At 69.2% G+C, this 14,106-nt stretch carries 11 protein-coding genes; 7 read left to right on the plus strand and 4 right to left on the minus strand.

All coding sequences use genetic code 11. From position 1 onward, the window contains the following. Positions 1-16: 16 nt before the first annotated feature. From ACFPFG_RS17350 to ACFPFG_RS17365, 4 genes are all read right to left on the minus strand, one after another. On the minus strand, positions 17-1,627 hold the full coding sequence (locus ACFPFG_RS17350) for a vWA domain-containing protein (protein WP_183020852.1): 1,611 nt from the start codon (positions 1,625-1,627) through the stop codon (positions 17-19). Positions 1,628-1,629: 2 nt separating this feature from the next. Continuing rightward, entirely contained in the window at positions 1,630-2,874 is a 1,245-nt protein-coding gene (locus tag ACFPFG_RS17355) for a toxic anion resistance protein (protein WP_197954063.1), read from the minus strand. Between the two features lie 22 nt (positions 2,875-2,896). Further along, positions 2,897-4,009: a hypothetical protein gene (locus ACFPFG_RS17360; protein WP_183020743.1), complete on the minus strand. Its 1,113-nt coding sequence runs from the start codon at positions 4,007-4,009 to the stop codon at positions 2,897-2,899. A 167-nt stretch (positions 4,010-4,176) separates the two neighbouring features. After that, complete coding sequence (locus ACFPFG_RS17365) at positions 4,177-5,673, minus strand: hypothetical protein (RefSeq protein WP_183020742.1); 1,497 nt, start codon at positions 5,671-5,673, stop codon at positions 4,177-4,179. A gap of 380 nt (positions 5,674-6,053) precedes the next feature. Here ACFPFG_RS17365 and ACFPFG_RS17370 point away from each other — a divergent pair, with 380 nt between their 5' ends. The 7 genes from ACFPFG_RS17370 to ACFPFG_RS17400 are packed head-to-tail and all read left to right on the plus strand — an operon-like array spanning position 6,054 to position 14,066. Beyond that, complete coding sequence (locus ACFPFG_RS17370) at positions 6,054-6,236, plus strand: hypothetical protein (protein ID WP_380107581.1); 183 nt, start codon at positions 6,054-6,056, stop codon at positions 6,234-6,236. Further along, positions 6,233-7,000, plus strand: coding sequence for an enoyl-ACP reductase FabI (gene fabI / locus ACFPFG_RS17375; RefSeq protein WP_374618881.1), 768 nt, complete (start codon positions 6,233-6,235; stop codon positions 6,998-7,000). Before ACFPFG_RS17370 ends, fabI begins: the two co-directional genes overlap by 4 nt. A 33-nt stretch (positions 7,001-7,033) precedes the next feature. Continuing rightward, on the plus strand, positions 7,034-8,509 hold the full coding sequence (locus tag ACFPFG_RS17380) for an efflux transporter outer membrane subunit (protein WP_380107583.1): 1,476 nt from the start codon (positions 7,034-7,036) through the stop codon (positions 8,507-8,509). Between the two features lie 17 nt (positions 8,510-8,526). Continuing rightward, positions 8,527-9,618, plus strand: coding sequence for an HlyD family secretion protein (locus ACFPFG_RS17385; protein ID WP_183020739.1), 1,092 nt, complete (start codon positions 8,527-8,529; stop codon positions 9,616-9,618). Next, a complete protein-coding gene (gene rbbA, locus ACFPFG_RS17390) occupies positions 9,615-12,371 on the plus strand; it encodes a ribosome-associated ATPase/putative transporter RbbA (RefSeq protein ID WP_312378156.1) in 2,757 nt (918 codons plus the stop codon). Before ACFPFG_RS17385 ends, rbbA begins: the two co-directional genes overlap by 4 nt. A gap of 1 nt (position 12,372) precedes the next feature. Next, a complete protein-coding gene (locus ACFPFG_RS17395; RefSeq protein WP_034389638.1) occupies positions 12,373-13,503 on the plus strand; it encodes an ABC transporter permease in 1,131 nt (376 codons plus the stop codon). Positions 13,504-13,556: 53 nt separating this feature from the next. Next, positions 13,557-14,066: a hypothetical protein gene (locus tag ACFPFG_RS17400; protein ID WP_197954070.1), complete on the plus strand. Its 510-nt coding sequence runs from the start codon at positions 13,557-13,559 to the stop codon at positions 14,064-14,066. The last annotated feature ends 40 nt before the right edge of the window (positions 14,067-14,106 follow it).

A 14,106-nucleotide genomic window follows, 5' to 3' on the forward strand; every position in this document is an offset into this window, starting at 1 on the left:
ATCGCTGGCGGTGCTGTCACTGGTAGCCCCGGATTTCCTTGAACACCAGCGGCAGCCCGCTCTTGCCGGTGTTGCGCGCATCGAAGGCGCGCCCGCCCGTCAGCTCGGCCAGGGCCTGCATTTCGCCGGACTGCGCCTCGCCAAAGATGATGGGAAAGACGCGCACCAGCGGCGCGCCGCCGTCGCGCGCCATGCGCTGCTCGCGCTCGAACGCGGCCCAGTCGCGGCCTGCCGTGTTGGCGCCATCGGTCAGCAGCACGATGCTGACGAAGCGCTCGGGATCGGCCCGCAGTTCCTGGCGTGCCTGCTGCTGGGCCAGCGTGAGCGCGTCGTAGATGGCCGTGCCGCCGTCGGCCACCAGGCTGTCGGCATAGGCCAGCACCTGGGCGCTTGCGGCCTGCAGCTCGCCCGCCGCGAACTGCACGCGCGCGGGCTGGCCGACCAGGCCCGAGAACGGAATCAGCAGCACGCGCTCGCGCGCCTGGAAGGCGGCGTAGCGCTGGCTGGCGGCCGATGCCTCGGCGCCGGACAGCAGCTTGAGCGCCTCCTTCATCTGCGCCAGCCGCGCACCCTTCATGGAGCCGCTCACGTCCAGCACGAAGATGCTGGTGGCCGGGCGGCGCAGATCGCTCTGGTAGGCCGAGAGCACGGCATCGATCACCTCCAGCCGGTTCGGAAAGCTCAACTCCACCACGGGCGCCGTGGGCAGCGCCGGGCTGGCCTGTGCCTCGGGGCTGGCGGGGCGCAGCTGGGCCTGGCGCAGCGGCTGGCCCTGGAAGGCGGGGGCCTTGAACTGGGCGACCAGCCGGTCATAGTCGGCGCGGCGGCCGGCGTTGAGCAGCATCAGCGGATAGTCGGCCGAGATCACGCCGTCGCGCGGGTAGACCAGGGTCAGGCGGTCGGCGGCGGGCAGCTTCTCGTTCAGGCGCAGGATCACGGCCTCGTAGTTGACCAGCGCATCGACGGCGCCGGGCTCGCGCTCGAAGGCCTCGGCCAGCCAGCCGGAGCTGCCGGCGGTGAGCTTCTGGCCCGACAGAAAGTCCTTGAGCACCTTGGCATCGACCTCCCTGGCGTCCAGGTCCTCGGTCTTGCCGGCCACGGCCGAGGCCACGGCGAACAGTGCGCTCATGCCGGTGTTGGAACTGGCCGGATTGGTCATGCCGTAGCGCAGCCGGCCCTGGGCGGCAGCGCGTGCAATGCCGGCCCAGGTGGGCGGGGCCTTGTCCCAGCCCAGCTTTTGCAGCACGGGGGCCTTCACGCCCAGGGCCACGCGCGAGTAGAAAAGTTTTTCGCGTGCCAGCGGCTTGTTCGCCAGCGCCAGAGCGGGATAGGCGCCATTGGGCGGCAGGATGGCGTCGTACTGCTCGCCCGCATTGATGCGCTCGACCATCTCCAGCGTGCCTGCATAGCTGAGCTTGAGCGGCACGCCCGCCGCCGTGGCAGCCTGCTCCAGCGCGGGCGCCACGTCCTTGAGCTCGGAGCCGGCCAGCACGGTGAATGCACCCTGGGGACCGGCGGACGGATCGGACTTGGCGGCGGCCTGCGGCGCGGGTTCGGGCGACTTTCCGCAGCCGGCCAAAGACAGTCCAAAACCCAGCAGCAGCACGGCCGCCAGGCGCTGGAGCATGCTCACAGCACCACCTCGCCGGCGGGCGACTGCAGCGCCTCGCGCACGTCCTCGCGGCGGCTCTTTTCCAGATAGGCGCGGGACTTGTCCACCTCCTGCGACAGCGTGTCCACCGTGGTCTGCATGGAGGCCAGGGCCTTGACCTTGAAGTCGGCCATGGCGTCCATGGTCTGGTAGATGTTGCCGAAGGCCTGCTGCAGCCTGGCGATGTCGATGGTGCTGCTGGCCGCCTGCTCGTGGATCTTCCCGCTTTGCTCGCGCAGCAGCTCGCTGGTGCCGGCGATCAGGTTGCCCGTGGTGGTGTTCAGCGCCGTGATCTGGTCCAGCACCAGCTTCTGGTTGGCCAGCGCCTGCGCCACGATGACGGCCGTGCGCAACGCCGAGACCGTGGTGGTGGTCGCGCGGTCCACGCCCTTGGCCAGTTCGAGGTTGTTCTTGCGCACCAGGTCCAGTGCCAGGTAGCCCTGCACGTTCACCGCCATCTGGGTGAGCAGGTCGGTGACCTTCTGACGCGCGTAGAACAGCATGTCCTCGCGCACCACGCGCGCCTTTTCGGGGTCGCTGGCGTCCAGCTGCGCCGCCTTGGCATCCAGCGCCGCGTCCAGCTTCTTGCCGATGTGGATGTATTTTTCCAGCCGCTCCATCAGGCCCCACAGGTTGGCCTTTTCCTGCTCGATGGCGGCGTTGTCGCGCAGCAGCTCGTCCTTGCCGCGCTTGAGGCTGTCGATGATGGCGTTCAGGTGGCTCTGGCTGGACTGGAACTTGTCGAAGTAGTCCACCAGCCGGTTGCCCATGGGGATCAGGCCCAGCAGCTTGCGCGGCTTGAACAGGTCGTCCTGGCGCGAGGGATCCAGCGCCTCCACCTGGCGGCGCAGGTCGATCAGGCCCTGGCCGATCTGGCTGCCCTGGTCGAACAGGCCGTTGTTCAGCGTCTTGACGGGACGCTCCAGCATGCGGCTGGAGACGGCGGCAGCGGCCTGCACCTCCTTGTTGCCCATGCCGTGGATGCGCTCGACCGCGCCCTTGAAGGCGGGCGACTGGCTGTCGTTGGCGGTGATGTCGTCGATGAACTGCGCCACCTGTGCGTCCAACTGCTGAACTTCCTCGGCCTTGAGGCGGACCTTGCCGCTGGCCGACTCGATGGGCACGGGCAGGGCGGGCGCAGGCGGCTCCAGCACGAAATCCTGCGCCTGTGCAGGCACGGCCACGGCGGCGCTGGCAGTGGTGGTCTGGGGGATGTTGCTCATCGGTTGCTCCTGGAACTTTCGGTCATTTGAAGCGCTGCTCCATGTCCACGATCATTCGCTCCAGCCACTCCTGGCTGGGCGGATCGATCACATCCACCAGCTGCGCGGGCGCCTGCACGCCCTGCCCGGCCCAGCGCTCGGGGCCGTGCGTGTCGCCGCCGGTGCGAAAGCCGTATTCCTGCGCCAATGCGCGCAGTTGCGGATCGGATTCGAGCAGCTGGCCCACGCGATCGCCCGCAGGCGTGTAGGGCACGAGCACATGCTTGGAATACAGCGTGGGCTGCGGGTAGAGCATCACCATCTCGCCGCTTCTGCGCTGCGGGTGGCGCAGCAGGAACTCCACCAGCTGCGATTCATAGGCCACCAGCAGCGGCGCCTTGCCCATGCCCAGGGCCAGGTAGTCCTCGAAGGGGCCGGCCGACGAGCTTTCCTGGAAGCCCTGGCGCAAAAACAGCGGCGCCACCTGCGGCAGCACGCGCTCCAGGTCGGCCGGGCTTTGCACCACCTGCTGGCCGTTGAGCACATAGCTGGCCAGCGCGAGGTACATGGCCGCGCTGTTGGAGCTGCGCACATCGGTGCTGGCGGGCAGCACGGCCTTGCCGGTGGCAAAGGCGCCGGAGGCCTTCAGGTCACGCCAGCGCGTGCCCTTGCCGGCCATGGCCAGCAGGGCGGGAAGATCGGTCACGAAATAGAAGTCGCCCTGCTTTTGCGCAACGCCGTTGGCGATCAGTATCTCGGCAATGGGCCGCCAGCTGGCGAACACGATGGGCGTGTAGAACGGCGTGTAGACCGTGCCGGCCCTGGCCGCCGCCTTGAGCTGGGCCGCAGCCGGCGCGCCCGAGGGAAAGCCGAAGTCGTACTGATTGGGGTCGTAGCTGTTGGCAATGCTGCGCGAGCCGGCCTTTTGCACCGTCACCGTCACGCCGTGGCGCGCCAGCACGTCGCGCACGCGCTCGTCCTGGAAGAAGGCTTCCTTCTCGGAGCCGATCAGGCCGCGTGCCGTCACGGGCTGCTGCTGCGTCAGCTGCGCCTGGCGGTCCTGCACCAGGGCCGTGCGCGAATACCAGATACCTCCGCCCACGGCCGCCAGCAGCAGCGCCGCCAGCCCCGCCGCCAAAGCACGGCGCGCGTTCATTGAGAGGCTCCGCCCTGGATGAAGGCAAGATGAAATTCGGTCATGAACGCGCGGGCCGTTGTCATGTTTTGTTCAAAAAAACTTCTTATACGGAAGTTTTGTGACAAAACGACGACACGCGGCCCGGCCCGCGCCGCGACTACCTCAACGCGACTACCTCAGCGCGGCTACCTCAGCGCGAGTTGCTCGGTGAAGCTGCGCCCACCGGGCGTTTCGCGGTGCTGCTGGCTGCGGTGCTCCACCAGCCGGTCCCAGGTCTGCATCTGGCGCTCTTGCGTCTTGCGCAGCGCGCCGGTGACCTGCTTGCCGGTTGTCTCGATCAGCGTGGTGATGGTGCGGCTGTCCTGCACCTTGGTCAGGTCATAGTTGCCCGACTGCAAATCCAGCATGCTGCGGTTGCGCGCCTTTTTGGATTCGGCGTTCAGGGACTCGGTCACCACCTGGGCGATCGACTCGCCCTCCGTGCCGCGGGACTGCCGGTTGGTCTTCTGGCCCACCTGGTACTCGGCGCGGCCGATTTCGGTCACGGCGCCGAATTCATTGGTGTTCTCGAAATCACCGCTGAAGCTGGCCTGGAAATCGGCCAGGCCGCTTTGCAGGGACTGCACGGAACGCTCCAGCCCGGAGAGCGCGGCGATGGCGCCCGGCGCGGCCGGCGCCTGCGCGTTGTGCAGCTGACTGAAGGCACTCTTGAACATGTCCACCAGCGCCGCATCCGCACGGCCGCGCTGCGCGGCGGCATCAAAGCGCTTCAGATGCTGGTCCAGCGCGGCCTGGCGCTGCGAAGCGCTGGCGCCCACGGGGGCACCGGACTCCAGGTTGACGGCCAGCTCGCCCGCCGCGCCCTTCATCGCCACCGAACGGCCATCGGCGCCCAGATGCAGGCTGAACGAGGACAGGGGCTGCGAAGGCTTGGGGTTCTTGATGTCCAGGTCCAGGCCGGACAGCACGCTGCGGTCGAAGTCCATCAGCTTGCCCAGCTGCAGCTGGGGCTTGCCCGGCTTTCCCAGGCCTTCCAGCGCTTCGTCCAGCCCGTCGGCCAGCTGGGCAATGGCCGCGCTCTCGGCCTTGCTCAAGCGGCCGGAACTCTTGACCTCGACCCGCAGCCCGCTGCTGCTGCCCGCTTCGCTGCCGTCGTTCGTGGCAATCCGCAGCTCCACGGTCTGGCCCGATTGCGTGCGGATCTTCAGGCTCACGGTGGCAGCGCCCACGGACACATCGCTCAGTGCGGACTTGTCCAGGGCCTGCGCATCCGCGCTGCCTGCGACGGAGTCGGCCTCCGTGGGCGCCTGGTACTCCGCAACCGCCTGTTGGTAGTCCGACGGCGTCGCCGCAAAGCGCGACAGCAGGGCGCCGCCCAGGCCGCGCCAGCGGTCGGCCAGGCTGGCCGATGGCCCCAGGCCCAGGTTGCGTGCCATCAGGGTGCTGATGTCGTCCCTGTCTTGCGAAGCCCAGGCCCGGGCCAGCCTGAACTGGCCCAGTTCCACGGGCTGCGGTTTGGCATAGATGACGCTGGACCCCGGGGACTGGCCCAGCGTGACCTGCGTGCCCGGGTCGGCGGGTACAGCAGTTGCCGCGGTCGCTGACGACCGCACGGACACCGTGGGCCGCATGCCCGCTGCGCTGGCGGCAAAGCTGGCGCCGGTGGATGAAATGCTGGTCATGGATTGATCGTCTTCCTTCGGTCTTGTCCTGACTGAATGTGGCGGCCCAGGCCTTTGCAGGCCGGGGATTTTCTCTGTTCATGGACCATCGGCAGATTTCCGGTCTTCTTTACCTCCTGTGCACCAATATGGTGTGAATACCCCGCATTCGCTGAAATCCGGCCAATACAGGGAATTTTCGGAAGGCGGCGCAAAAGGTGCGATGGGCGAGCCGGGCAGAGCAACCGGCCGCAGGCCACATCCTCCCATTGACGTCGCTCTCTTTGACCTGAGTCAAGCCTATGGATTGAACTGCATCGATATAACGAAACGGCATCGCCAAAAACGGTCGCTGCAGTGCAACATAGATAGAATAAAAAAGAACAAGAGATGATATTTGCATGCAAACCTTTGCTTTTGCACGCTCAAAACAAGCTATCAAATTCTTTGGAATCACAGGAAATACAAACATTCGCCATGGCGCATATGTTTGCAATGGAGTGCCATGGCCCGTGGTTCCTGACGAAGCCGCCCCGGGTGGCCTGTTTCCCGGCAGACCTTCTGATCTGGAGCATTCGAGATGACGCTATTGGCTGGCAAAAAAGGCCTGATCGTCGGCATCGCCAACCGCGACAGCATTGCCTGGGCCTGTGCCCGGGCCATGCATGCGGCGGGCGCCGAGATCGGCGCGACCTGGCAGAACGACAAGGCCCGTGTGCATGTGGAGCCCTTGCTCGACGAGATCGGTGCCGGGCTGCGCATGCCGCTGGACGTGGGCGACGACGAACAGATGCGCGCACTGTTCGATGCCGCCGCCGTGCGCTGGGGCCGGCTGGACTTCGTGCTGCACGCCGTGGCCTACGCCCCGCGCAAGGACCTGCAGGGCCGTGTGGTGGACAGCTCGCGCGAGGGCTTTGCGCTGGCCATGGACATCTCCTGCCACTCCTTCATCCGCATGGCGCACCTGGCCGAGCCGCTGATGGCCGCCAGCGGCGGCAGCCTCATGACGCTGAGCTACCTGGGCGCCAGCGAGGTCATGCCGCACTACGGAATCATGGGCCCGGTCAAGGCCGCGCTGGAGTCCACCACGCGCTATCTGGCGGCCGAGCTGGGTCCCTCGCGCATCCGCGTCAATGCTGTCTCGCCCGGGCCCATCGCCACGCGCGCGGCCTCGGGCATTGCCGCTTTCGATGAACTCGTGGCCGACAGCGTGCGCCGCTCGCCCATTGCCGGCGAACTGCGGCCCGACGACGTGGGGCCGCTGTGCGCCTTCCTGGCCTCGGACGGGGCGCGCGCCATCACGGGCTGCACGCTGTATGTCGATGGCGGCCACCACATCCTCAACTAGCGGCCGCCGCACCGGCACCCCGCAGCACTGCAGATGACCCTCCCATTCCCCCGAACCGCCGCCGCCGCGCTGGCAGCCGCACTGGCCGCAGCCTTGGCAGGATGTGCCTCCCTGGCGCCGCCGCACGAGCCGCCGCCCCTGCCCACGCCCGAGGCCTGGCCTGCCCATCTGCAGGCGGGCGCCCAGGGTGTCGCCGCCGCCGGCCTGCCCTGGCGCGAGTACTTCACCGACCCCGTGCTGCGCCAGCTGATCGCCACCGCGCTGGAGCACAACCGCGACCTGCGCGTGGCCGCGCTGCGCGCCGAAGAGGCGCGCGCGGCCTTCCAGATCCAGCGCTCCGAGCTGTTCCCGGCCATTGGCGTGGGCGGCCAGGCCGCACGGGCGCGCGTGCCTGGCGACCTCAACCTCTCGGGCCGCTCCGTGGTCAGCGGCGAGTACCGCGCCGAGGTCGGCGTCAGCAGCTGGGAGCTGGACCTGTGGGGCCGCGTGCGCAGCCTCAAGGACGCGGCCCTGCAGACCTGGCTGGCCAGCGATGCGGGCCGCCACGCCGTGCAGACCGCGCTGATCGCCCAGGTGGCCGACGGCTACCTGGGCCTGCGCGAGCTGGACGAGCGCGTGGCCATTGCGCGCGAGACGCTGGCCACGCGCCAGGAATCCTTTCGCATCTTCACGCGCCGCGAGGCCGTGGGCGCCAGCTCGCGCCTGCAGCTGGCCCAGGTCCAGACCCTGCTGACCCAGGCGCAGGCCCTGCTGGCCCAGCTGGAGCTGGCACGCGCGCAGCATCTGCATGCCCTGGCGCAGCTGGTCGGCGCCCATCCGGGCCCGCTGCCCGCCGCCGCGCCCTTTGACGACGCCCTGGTGCTGGCCGAGCTGCGGCCGGGCCTGCCCTCGGAACTGCTCACGGCGCGGCCCGACATTGCCGCGGCCGAGCACCAGCTGCGCGCGGCCCGGGCGCAGATCGGCGCGGCGCGCGCCGCCTTCTTCCCGCGCATTGCGCTCACGGCCCGCTGGGGCACGGCCAGTGCCGAGCTGGACGGCCTGTTCGACGGCGGCAGCCGCGCCTGGGCCTTCGTGCCCACGGTGTCCCTGCCCATCTTCGACGGCGGCCGGCGCCGCGCCAACCTGGAGCTGGGAGAGATCCGCAGCGACATGGCCGTGGCCCAGTACGAGAAAGCCATCCAGACCGCCTTCCGCGAGGTGGCCGATGGCCTGGCCGCGCGCCGCTGGCTGTCCGAGCAGATCACCGTGCAGCGCACCGCCGTGCAGGCCCAGGCCGAGCGCGCGCGGCTGGCGCAGCTGCGCTACGACAACGGCTCGGCCGCCTACCTGGAGGTGCTGGACGCCCAGCGCGACCTGCTGGCCGCACGCCAGCAGCTGGTGCAGGCGCGGCGCGCCCTGCTGTCCAGCCAGGTGGGCCTGTATGCCGCCCTGGGCGGCGGCAGCGGTGCCGAACCTGCCCCGCTGCCCGCCACCCTGCCGGCAACGCCTGCCGATCCCCCGAATTCCTGAAGCCTCCGGACCCGCCCATGGACAAGAACACCTCTCTGAAGAACAAGATCGTGCCGATCGCCGCCGTGGCGGTCCTGGCCCTCGTGGCCTGGTGGGCCTGGAAGACCTTCACGCCCAAGGGCCCGGGCGAGGGCTTCGTCGGCAGCAACGGCCGTGTCGAGGCCACCGAGATCGACATCTCCACCAAGCTGCCCGGCCGCGTGGAGGAAATCCTGGTGCGCGAGGGCGACTTCGTGCAGGCCGGCCAGCCCGTGGCACGCATGCAGATCGACACCCTGCGCGCCCAGCGCCAGGAAGCCGACGCCATGCGCCAGCAGGCCGAGCACGGCGTGGCCGCGGCCGAGGCCCAGGTCACCCTGCGCCGCAGCGACCTGGCCGCCGCGCAGGCCCTGATCGTGCAGCGCGAGACCGAGGTGGACGCCGCGCAGCGCCGCTTCAAGCGCTCGGAAACGCTGGCGCGCGAGGGGGCCTCTTCGGTGCAGGAGCTCGATGACGACCGCGCCCGCGTGCGTGGCAGCGAGGCGGCGCTGGCCGCCACGCGCGCCCAGGCCGCCGCCGCCCAGGCCGCCGTGAAGGCGGCCGAGGCCCAGGTGGTCGGCGTGCGCTCCCAGGTGCAGGCCGCCACGGCCACGGTGGCGCGCGTGCAGGCCGACATCGACGACGGCGTGCTCAAGGCCCCGCGCGACGGCCGCGTGCAGCTGCGCGTGGCCCAGCCCGGCGAGGTGCTGGGCGCAGGCGGGCGTGTGCTCAACCTGCTGGACCTGTCCGATGTCTACATGACCTTCTTCGTGCCCGAGACCGCCGCCGGCCGCATCGCCCTGGGCAGCGAGGTGCGCTTGGTGCTGGACGCCGCGCCCGAGTACGTGATCCCGGCCCGCGTCTCCTTCGTCGCCAGCCAGGCCCAGTTCACGCCCAAGACCGTGGAGACCGCCAGCGAGCGCCAGAAGCTGATGTTCCGCGTGCGCGCCCAGATCCCGCCGGAGCTGCTGCGCCGCCATCTGGAACAGGTCAAGACCGGCGTGCCCGGCATGGCCTGGCTGCGCACCGATGCCAGCCATGAGTGGCCCGCCAACCTGGCCATCAAGCTGCCAGCCCAGCCCGCGCAATGAGCGAGAGCACGACGCCCCATGCCAGCGGCTGGGTTGTGCGCCTGAAGGGCGTGCACCAGCGCTATGGCCAGGTCCAGGCCCTGGCGGGCATTGACCTGGACATTCCCGAAGGCCGCATGGTCGGCCTGATCGGGCCGGACGGGGTGGGCAAATCCAGCCTGATGGCCCTGATCTCCGGGGCACGCAAGATCCAGGAAGGCAGCGTCGAGGTGCTGGGCGGCGACATGGCCCAGCGCCGCCACCGCGAGGCCGTCTGCCCGCGCGTGGCCTACATGCCGCAGGGCCTGGGGCGCAACCTCTATCCCACGCTGTCGGTGGAGGAGAACCTGCAGTTCTTCGCGCGCCTGTTCGGCCATGACGCGGCCGAGCGGCGCCGCCGCATCGACGATCTCACCCAGGCCACGGGCCTGCGCAAATTCCTGGAGCGCCCGGCCGGCAAGCTGTCGGGCGGCATGAAGCAGAAGCTGGGCCTGTGCTGCGCGCTGATCCACGACCCCGACCTGCTGATTCTTGACGAGCCCACCACAGGCGTGGACCCGCTGGCGCGCGCCCAGTTCTGGGACCTGATCGCGCGCATCCGCCGCCAGCGCCCCGGCATGAGCGTGCTGGTGGCCACGGCCTACATGGACGAGGCCCAGCGCTTCGACTGGCTGGTGGCCATGGACGAGGGCCGCGTGCTGGCCACGGGCACGCCGGCCGAGCTGCTGCAGCGCACGGCCAGCCGCTCGCTGGAAGAGGCCTTCATCGCCCTGCTGCCCGAAGAGAAAAAGCGCGGCCATGCGCCCGTGACCATAGCGCCCCTGCCCGAGGGCGGCGAGGACGACATAGCCATCGAGGCCAGGGACCTGACCATGCGCTTTGGCGACTTTGTCGCCGTGGACCATGTGTCCTTCCGCATCCGCCGCGGCGAGATCTTCGGCTTCCTGGGCTCCAACGGCTGCGGCAAGAGCACCACCATGAAGATGCTGACCGGCCTGCTGCCGGCCAGCGAGGGCCAGGCCTGGCTGTTCGGCCAGCCCGTGGACCCGCGCGACATCGACACGCGCCGCCGCGTGGGCTACATGACCCAGGCGTTCTCGCTGTATGGCGAGCTGACCGTGCACCAGAACCTGGTGCTGCACGCGCGCCTGTTCGGCGTGCCCGAGGCGGACATTCCCGCGCGCGTGGCCGAGATGCTGCAGCGCTTCGACCTGCAGGCCGCGCAGCACAGCCTGCCGGCCGCCCTGCCGCTGGGCATGCGCCAGCGCCTGTCGCTGGCCGTGGCCATGGTGCACAAGCCCGAGCTGCTCATCCTGGATGAGCCCACCTCGGGCGTGGACCCCGTGGCGCGCGACGGCTTCTGGCGCCTGCTGGTGGAGCTGTCGCGGCGCGACCGAGTCACCATCTTCATCTCCACCCACTTCATGAACGAGGCCGAGCGCTGCGACCGCATGTCCATGATGCATGCGGGCAAGGTGCTGGACAGCGACACGCCCGCGCGCCTGGTGGCCAAGCGCGGCGCGGCCACGCTGGAGGAAGCCTTCATCGGCTACCTGGTCGAGGCCGGTGGCGGCGAGGCCCCGGCCGAGGAACAGCAGGCCGCACCGGCCAACCCCGCTGCCGCGGAAACGCACACTGCGCGCCGCCGCCATTTCAGCGCCCAGCGCATGCTCAGCTATGTCTGGCGCGAAGCGCTGGAGCTGCAGCGCGACCCCGTGCGCGCCACGCTGGCCCTGGTGGGCTCGCTGATCCTGATGTTCGTGATGGGCTACGGCATCAGCCTGGACGTGGAGGACCTGCGCTTTGCCGTGCTGGACCGCGACCAGACCACCATCAGCCGCAGCTATGCGATGAGCCTGTCGGGCTCGCGCTACTTCATCGAGCAGCCGCCGCTGACCGACTACGACGCACTGGACCGCCGCATGCGCAGCGGCGAGCTGACCCTGGCCATCGAGATCCCCCCGGGCTTTGCGCGCGATGTGCTGCGCGGCGGCTCCGTGCAGGTGGGTGCCTGGTTCGACGGCGCCATGCCCACGCGCGCCGAGACCGTGCGCGGCTACCTGCAGGGCATCCACCAGCACTGGCTGGCCGAGCAGGCGCGCGAGCGCCTGGGCGTGACGCCGGCCGGCCTCATCGACATACAGACGCGCTTTCGCTACAACCCCGACGTGCGCAGCCTGCCGGCCATGGTGCCGGCCGTCATGCCCCTGCTGCTGCTGCTTTTGCCGGCCATGCTGACGGCGCTGGCCGTGGTGCGCGAGAAGGAAAGCGGCTCCATCACCAACCTCTACGTCACGCCGGTCACGCGCACCGAATTCCTGCTGGGCAAGCAACTGCCCTATGTGGTGCTGGCCATGCTGAACTTCCTGCTGATGTGCCTGATGGCCGTCACCCTGTTCGGCGTTCCCGTGACGGGCAGCTTCGCCACGCTGGCCCTGGCGGCGCTGATCTTCAGCGGCGCCTCCACGGGCTTCGGCCTGCTGGCCTCCACGCTGACGCGCAGCCAGATCGCCTCGATGTTCCTGGTGCTCATCGGCACCCTCATCCCCACCACGCAGTTCGCGGGCCTGGTCGATCCCGTGTCCTCGCTGGAGGGGGCGGGCCGCATCATCGGCGAGGTCTATCCGGCCAGCCACATGATCGCCATCAGCCGTGGCGTGTTCAGCAAGGCGCTGGGATTTCGGGAGCTGGCCGGCTCGTTCTGGCCGCTGCTGCTGTCCGTGCCGGTGATCCTGGGCGTGGCCATTGCACTGACCAGGAAGCAGGAGAGCTGACATGCGCACCCGCCTTTTCTCCAACATCTACCGGCTGGGCGTCAAGGAGCTGTGGAGCCTGTGGCGCGATCCCGTGCTGCTGGTGCTCATCGCCTATGTGTTCACGGTCTCCATCTATACGGCGGCCACGGCCATGCCCGAGAGCCTGCACAACGCGCCCATCGCCATCGTGGACGAGGACGGCTCGCCGCTGTCGCAGCGCATCGCGGGCGCCTTCTATCCGCCGCAGTTCGCGCCGCCGGCCATGATCGATCGCACGCAGATGGACCCGGGCATGGACTCGGGCACCTACACCTTCGTGCTCAACATCCCGCCCAACTTCCAGCGCGACGTGCTGGCGGGCCGCGCCCCCGAGCTGCAGCTGAACGTGGATGCCACGCGCATGAGCCAGGCCTTCACGGGCAACAGCTATGTGCAGCAGATCGTCTCGGCCGAGGTCAGCGAGTTCGTGCGGCGCTTTCGGGGCGCCACCGCCCTGCCCGTGGACCTGGTGGTGCGCGCGCGCTTCAATCCCGCGCTGGACAAGGTCTGGTTCGGCGGGCTGATGCAGATCATCAACAACGTGACCATGCTGTCCATCATCCTCACGGGCGCGGCCCTGATCCGCGAGCGCGAGCACGGCACGGTGGAGCACCTGCTGGTCATGCCGGTGACACCGACCGAGATCATGCTGGCCAAGATATGGTCCATGGGACTGGTCGTGCTGGTCACCGCCTTTGCCTCGCTCAACCTCGTGGTGCGCGGCGCCCTGGGCGTTCCCATCGAAGGCTCGCTGCCGCTGTTCCTGGCGGGGGCCGCGCTGTGCCTTTTCGCCACAACGTCGCTGGGGATCTTCCTTGCCACGCTGGCGCGCAACATGCCACAGTTCGGCATGCTGCTGGTGCTCGTGCTGCTGCCGCTGCAGTTGCTGTCGGGCGCCATGACGCCGCGCGAAAGCATGCCCGAGCTGGTGCAGAACATCATGCTGGCCGCGCCGACCACCCACTTTGTCGAGCTGTCGCAGGCCATCCTCTACCGCGGGGCGGGGCTGGACGTGGTCTGGAAGCCCTTCCTCGCGCTGGCCGCGATCGGCTCGGTGCTGTTCGCCCTCACGCTGACGCGTTTTCGCAAGACCATCAGCCAGATGGCCTGATTTCGTTCCCGCCGCCAAGGCATCTTTCCATCTCGACCAGCAAGGAGTTTCATATGAGCGCACAGACCATTCCCCTCCATCTGCTCAAGGCCCAGCTTGAACTGCAGCTGCACCTGGGCCGGCTGCTGCAGGAAAGCGGCCAGCAGTGGCTGGAGCATGCCGCACGCAACGGCCCCGAGCGCATCGCCGAGACCGGCAGCGAGATCGAAGGCGTGCAGCAGACCAGCAGCTGGCAGGAGCTGGCTACCCTGCCCGCCCAGGCCTTCTGGCGCCACGCCCATCTGCGCATGGGCCATGCCCAGGCCCTGGCCCAGACCGCCATGGCCAGCCAGATGACCCTGGCCCAGGGCGTGCAGCAGGCCGTGCACGACTGGCAGCAACAGGTGGCAGCCACGCTGGGCAACGGCACCCAGGGCGTGGCCGACACCGCCGTGCCGTGGAGCGACCTGCTCGCCCGCTGGACCTCGGCCGTGCAGTCCGTGGCCCAGCCCGCCCATGCGGCGCAGCAGCCCATTGCGGCAGCGGCCGCCGAAACGGCCCGTGACACCACAGCCCAGGGCTGACGGACCCAAGGAAGCCGCCGCGCGGCCCCGCAGGTCCGGG

Origin of the sequence: Delftia deserti (assembly GCF_042653485.1) — a bacterium.
Lineage (GTDB): Bacteria > Pseudomonadota > Gammaproteobacteria > Burkholderiales > Burkholderiaceae_C > Comamonas > Comamonas acidovorans.